The following is a 5,479-nucleotide window of genomic DNA, read 5'->3' on the forward strand; positions in this document are numbered from 1 at the left end:
ACCGCAACAACAACTGGTACGACTGGGCGCAGCTGCCCGGAACGATCCGGGACGGCTCGTCGCCGCTGCGCGCCACCGATCACTGGAACCGGTGGCACGAGGACACCGAACTGATGGCGTCCCTCGGCCTCCAGGCGTACCGGATGGGCGTCGAATGGTCGCGGATCGAGCCGCGCCCCGGCGAATTCGATGGGGGTGTCCTCGACCGGTCCCGGGCCGAGATCGCGCTCGTGCGCGAGCGCGGCATGGTGCCGCTCGTCACCCTGCACCACTTCACCCAACCGTCATGGTTCCAGGGGCTGGGGGATTGGACGTCGCCGGCGTCGGTCGAGGTGTGGTTGCGCTTCGTGCGTGAGGTCGTGGCGGCGCTCGGCGACCTGGTCACCGACTGGGTGACGATCAACGAACCCAACGTGTACGCCACGGTGACGCGCCTGTGGGGCGACGGGCCGCCGGGCGTCCGCTCGCCGGCGGCGGTGCGGACCGTCCTCGGCAACCTGGCCATCGCGCACTGCCGCGCCTACCGGCTCATTCACGAGCTGCAACCGGACGCCGCCGTCGGGTTCGCCCACCACATGCGCGTCTTCACGCCCCTCGACCGTCGCAACCCGGTGCACCGCGCATCGGCCCGGCTCAGCGCGTGGATGTTCCAGGACGCCGTCGCCGACGCCATGCTCGCGGGTCGCTTCACGCGACTGTTCGGACGTCGCCCGGACGACATCGCCCCAGTGGGGTACCACGACTTCCTGGGGCTGAACTACTACAGCAGGACGGCGTCCTCGCGGCTCACCGACGGCACGCTGCCGGGGGTGCCCGTGAACGACCTGGGCTGGGAGATCCATCCCGAGGGCCTGGTGGCGTGCGCGCGGCAGTTGCACGAACGGTACGGCGGGCCGGTGTGGGTGACCGAGAACGGCACGTGCGACAACGGCGACCCGGCGGCTGGTGCGCTCGAGCGGTTCCGGTGCCGCTACCTGGCCGACCACCTGGAGGCCATCGCCGGCTCGAAGCTGCCGTTCGAGCGCTACCACCACTGGTGCTTCGTCGACAACTGGGAATGGCGCGAGGGGGAGTCCGCGCGGTTCGGCATCGTCCACAACGACCACCCCAGCCAGGAGCGCACGGTGAAACCGAGCGGGCACTTCCTCGCGCGCGTCATCGCCGACGGGGGCATCACGGCCTCGGCGCGGACGGAGTTCGTGGCGGGACAGCGTTACGACCGCTTCTCACCGGCGGGGTAGTGGGGGCCCGGCGGCAGTGGGTCCATCGTGCGTTGGTGCGACGTCGGCGTGCTCGACGCGGAGGCGGCAACACCTCCGAAACCGGCCAGCGATATCCTCACAGGTAACGGGAGGCGCACGATGAGCTTGGACGACATGCTGCTCTTCGGGGCGGTCATGGTCCTGGCCGCGGCGCTGGCAGCCCGGCTCGGGTCGCGCCTGGGCTTGCCGTCACTGCTGCTGTTCCTCGGGCTGGGCATGTCCCTCGAGCTCGTCGGCGTCCGCATGTCGGACGCCGCGTTCGCCCACGGACTCGGATTCGCCGCGCTCGTGTTCATCCTCGCCGAGGGCGGGTTCACCACCCGCTGGATCGACATCAAGGGCTCTCTGAGCCTCGCCGGTCTGCTGGCGACCGTCGGCGTCGGGATCTCGATCACGCTCGTCGCCGTCTTCTGTCACCTCGTCCTCGGCTACGACCTGCCGACGGCCGTGCTCATCGGCGCGATCACGGCACCCACCGACTCCGCCGCGGTCTTCTCCGTCCTGCGCGGGTTGCCGCTGCCGCCTCGCGTGCGGTCGGTGCTGGAGGGTGAATCCGGCCTCAACGACGCCCCGGTGGTCCTTCTGGTCGCCGCCGCCACGGCCTGGACTCTGGGCGATCTGCCCCACGGCGGCCCCGCCACGATCGCCGCCGAGATCCTCTTCGAGCTCGCCGGAGGCATCGGCATGGGCGCGGTCGTGGGCTTCGTCGGGGCGTGGCTGCTGCGACGCGTGGCGCTGCCCGCGTCCGGCCTCTATCCCTTGTCGGCGATGGCGGTCACGGTCCTCGCGTACGGCTTGGGCGTGTGGGCGCACGTATCCGGCTTCGCGGCGGTCTACGTGGCCGCCGTCATCCTCGGCAACGGCCACCTGACACACCGCAACGCCACCCGGTCGTTCGCCGAGGGGGTCGGCTGGATCGCCCAGATCGGTCTCTTCATCATGCTCGGCATGCTGGCGAGCCCCGAGCGGCTCACGTGGCGCATGGTGCTCGAGGGCGTCGTGATCGGCGCGGTGCTCACCTTCATCGTGCGGCCGCTGTCGGTGGCGCTGTGCGCCGTCTGGTTCAAACTCCCCTGGCGTGAGCAGGCGTTCGTCGCCTGGGCCGGGCTACGGGGTGCCGTGCCGATCATCATGGCCACCGTGCCGCTGGCGGCCGGCTCGCCCCGTTCCGAGACCATCTTCGAGGAGGTCCTCGTCCTCGTCGTCGTCTTCACCCTGCTCCAGGCGCCCACGCTGCCCGCGGTGGCCCGCCTGCTGCGCATCGCGGACGCCGCCCCCGTCGACATCGAAGTCGAGGTCGCCCCGCTCGACCGGGTGCAGGCCGACTTCATGCAGGTCAGTGTGCCGCCCGGCTCGCGGCTGCACGGGGTCACCATCAAGGAACTGCGCCTGCCGCCGCTCAGCGTCGTGGCGGTCATCCTGCGCGACGGCGTCCCCCTCTCCCCGGTCCCGCTCGACCGCATCCAGGAGGGCGACGAGCTCATGATCGTCGTCCCCTCCCGGCAACGCGACGCCGTCGAACACCTCTTGGCGTCCATCGGTCAGGGTGGCCGCCTCAGCCGTTGGAACGCCTGAGGCGCGCCCGGAGCGCGCGGCTGCCGCTCACTCCCCGCTGTTGTAGATCTGCACCTGGGCGATGCACGCCTTACCGTCGGGCAAGGGGGCCGAGAACTGCGGTTCGGTCGCCACGACCGGCTGGGTGGCCCCGATGATGATGTCGACCGTGGCGTCGCCGCGCCCATCGGCCCGGAACGGAATGTCCTGGAACGCCTGCCGCACCAGCACCACCTCGGGGCTGGACTCGGAGTTGCCCACGACTTCGGAGATCTGCGCGTCCGGCGTGTCGGTGTTCGTGATCTTGAACACGGTGAACCCGTCGGCGCGTAGGGTCGACGCGAGACGGCGGGCCAGGCCACTCGTTTCGGTGCCGTTGTAGACGCGGACGAACACCTTGTCGGTCGTGAGCTCGGGGCCGACGTCGGTCACGACGCAAGGAGGAAGGGGTGCCTTCGGGATCGGCTTGCGGACCTCCGCGAGTGCCCACTGGGTCACCCACACCACGAAGACGACGAGCAGGATCAACGTGACGGGCGTCTTCAACACCCGGATCACGGTGCGTGCGTCCATCGTCCCTCCCTCGGCCGTGGTCAGCCTATGACAGTTCGAGCACGCGGGCGTGCACCGAGTTGCGTTGTTGCAGCGCGGCGCGCAGGGTGCGATGCAGTCCGTCCTCCAGGTAGAGGTCGCCCTCGAAGGACACCACATGGGCGAACAAGTCGCCGTAGAAAGTGGAGTCCTCCTCGAGCAGTGCTTCCAGGTCGAGCCAGCGCTTGGTGGTGACGAGCTGGTCGAGCCGCACCTGCCGGGGGGCGATCTGGGCCCATTGGCGATGTGTCAGTCCGTGCTCGGGGTAGGGCTTCTCCTCGCCGACGCGCTTGAAGATCACGGGGCCAGTCTAGGGCAGCCGCGCGGGGCTACCCTGTGGCGCATGAGCGATGCCACCGAGACCATCCGCGCCGGCTACACCTTCGACACCGAATCCGTCGAACTCGGTGTGCTGGTCGATGCGGGCCAGCCGGTGCCCGAGGTGAAGATCCGGCTGTCCCTGTCGATGCTCAACCGGCACGGTCTCGTCGCCGGCGCCACCGGCACCGGCAAGACCAAGACGCTGCAGCTCATGGCCGAGCAGATCAGCCACGCCGGCGTCGCGGTGTTCGCCGCCGACATCAAGGGCGACCTGTCCGGGCTGGCCGTGCCAGGCACGGCGTCCGAGAAGCTGCTGGCCCGGACCACCGCCATCGGGCAGGACTTCACGCCCACCGCCTGCCCGGTCGAGTTCTACGCACTCGGCGGCGAGGGCACGGGCGTGCCGCTGCGCGCCACCGTCCACTCGTTCGGCCCGCTCCTGCTGAGCAAGGTGCTCGGGCTCAACGAGACCCAGGAGAGCTCGCTGTCGCTGGTGTTCCACTACGCCGACACCCGAAACCTCATGCTGCTCGACCTCAAGGACCTCACCGAGCTGCTCAAGTTCCTGACCTCCGCCGAAGGCAAGGCCGAGCTGGCCGACATCGGCGGGCTGAGCAAGGCGACCGCCGGCGTCATCCTGCGGCAACTGAGCGCCCTCGGCGCCCAGGGCGGCGACACCTTCTTCGGCGAGCCCGAGTTCGAGACCGAGGACCTGCTGAAGGTGACCCCTGACGGCAAGGGCGTCATCAGCCTGCTCGAGCTGCCCAACCTGGCCGACCGGCCGGCGCTGTTCTCCACCTTCCTCATGTGGCTGCTCGCCGAGCTCTACCAGGACCTCCCGGAGGCCGGCGACCTCGACAAGCCCAAGCTCGTCTTCTTCTTCGACGAGGCCCACCTGCTGTTCGCGGACGCCTCCAAGGCCTTCCTCAGCTCGATCGAGCAGACCGTGCGGCTCATCCGGTCCAAGGGGGTGGGCGTGTTCTTCGTCACCCAGACGCCCAAGGACGTGCCCGAGAGCGTCCTCGCGCAGCTCGGCTCGCGGGTGCAGCACCAGCTGCGCGCGCACACGCCCAACGACGCGAAGGCGCTCAAGGCGACCGTGAACACCTACCCGAAGACCGACTACGACCTCGCCGAACGGCTCCAGCAGCTGGGCATCGGCGAGGCGATCGTCACCGTCCTGAACCCGTCCGGGGCGCCCACGCCCGTCGCGTGGACCCGCATGCGGGCGCCGCAGGCGTCGATGGATCCGCTGGATGCGGGGGCGATGGCGAACGGGGTGAAGTCGTCGGTGATGCAGGCCAAGTACGGGACGCCCATCGACCGCGAGTCCGCCTACGAGGTGCTCAACGCGCGCCTGCAGGCGGGCGCCGAGGCGGCCGCAGCGGAAGAGGCGGCGGCTGCGCGGGCCAAGGCCGACGCCGCCCGCGCGAAGGAGGAGGCGGCGGCCGAGCGCGCCTCCCGGCCGCGGTCGTCGGCGCGCAAGGAGAAGACGATCTTCGAACAGATCACGTCGAACACCATGGTGCGCCAGATGGCCCGCACCGCCGCCCGCGAGATCACCCGGTCCATCTTCGGCACCGGACGCCGCCGGTGAGCCGCACGGTCCTCGTGACCGGCGGCACCCGGGGCATCGGCCGGGAGGTCGTGCGTGCGCTGGCGCCGACGTGGCGGGTGCTCGTGGGCGGTCGGGACGCGGCGGCCGTCGCGGCGGTCGTCGCCACGTGTCCGGACGCCGCCGGTTTCGTCTG

5 protein-coding genes are annotated in these 5,479 nt (G+C 70.3%); 3 read left to right on the forward strand and 2 right to left on the reverse strand.

Annotation, left to right across the window (positions count from 1 at the left end):
• Together Q1K57_RS12905 and Q1K57_RS12910 are read left to right on the forward strand one after the other, a co-directional pair.
• The coding region (locus tag Q1K57_RS12905) for a family 1 glycosylhydrolase (protein WP_300083317.1) at positions 1 to 1,241 on the forward strand (1,241 nt) is incomplete at its 5' end.
• A gap of 120 nt (positions 1,242 to 1,361) precedes the next feature.
• Positions 1,362 to 2,837 carry a potassium/proton antiporter gene (locus tag Q1K57_RS12910; protein WP_300083319.1) on the forward strand — a complete coding sequence of 492 codons (1,476 nt, stop codon included), beginning with the start codon at positions 1,362 to 1,364 and terminating at the stop codon, positions 2,835 to 2,837.
• Between the two features lie 27 nt (positions 2,838 to 2,864).
• Here the strand turns inward: Q1K57_RS12910 and Q1K57_RS12915 are convergent, their stop codons facing one another.
• A complete protein-coding gene (locus Q1K57_RS12915; protein WP_300083320.1) occupies positions 2,865 to 3,389 on the reverse strand; it encodes a LytR C-terminal domain-containing protein in 525 nt (174 codons plus the stop codon).
• Positions 3,390 to 3,414: 25 nt separating this feature from the next.
• Entirely contained in the window at positions 3,415 to 3,708 is a 294-nt protein-coding gene (locus Q1K57_RS12920) for a type II toxin-antitoxin system VapB family antitoxin (protein WP_300083321.1), read from the reverse strand.
• Between the two features lie 42 nt (positions 3,709 to 3,750).
• Between Q1K57_RS12920 and Q1K57_RS12925 the strand changes: the two genes are divergently transcribed.
• On the forward strand, positions 3,751 to 5,325 hold the full coding sequence (locus Q1K57_RS12925) for a helicase HerA-like domain-containing protein (protein ID WP_300083322.1): 1,575 nt from the start codon (positions 3,751 to 3,753) through the stop codon (positions 5,323 to 5,325).
• Positions 5,326 to 5,479 lie beyond the last annotated feature (154 nt).

It is taken from the genome of Propioniciclava sp. (assembly GCF_029977985.1).
In the GTDB taxonomy this organism is placed as follows: domain Bacteria; phylum Actinomycetota; class Actinomycetes; order Propionibacteriales; family Propionibacteriaceae; genus Propioniciclava.

Excerpts from the sequence above, each read along its gene's own strand:
- Q1K57_RS12910 (WP_300083319.1), top strand. The coding sequence starts at position 1,362 with ATGAGCTTGGACGACATGCTGCTCTTCGGGGCGGTCATGGTCCTGGCC.
- Q1K57_RS12915 (WP_300083320.1), bottom strand. The coding sequence starts at position 3,389 with ATGGACGCACGCACCGTGATCCGGGTGTTGAAGACGCCCGTCACGTTG.
- Q1K57_RS12925 (WP_300083322.1), top strand. The coding sequence starts at position 3,751 with ATGAGCGATGCCACCGAGACCATCCGCGCCGGCTACACCTTCGACACC.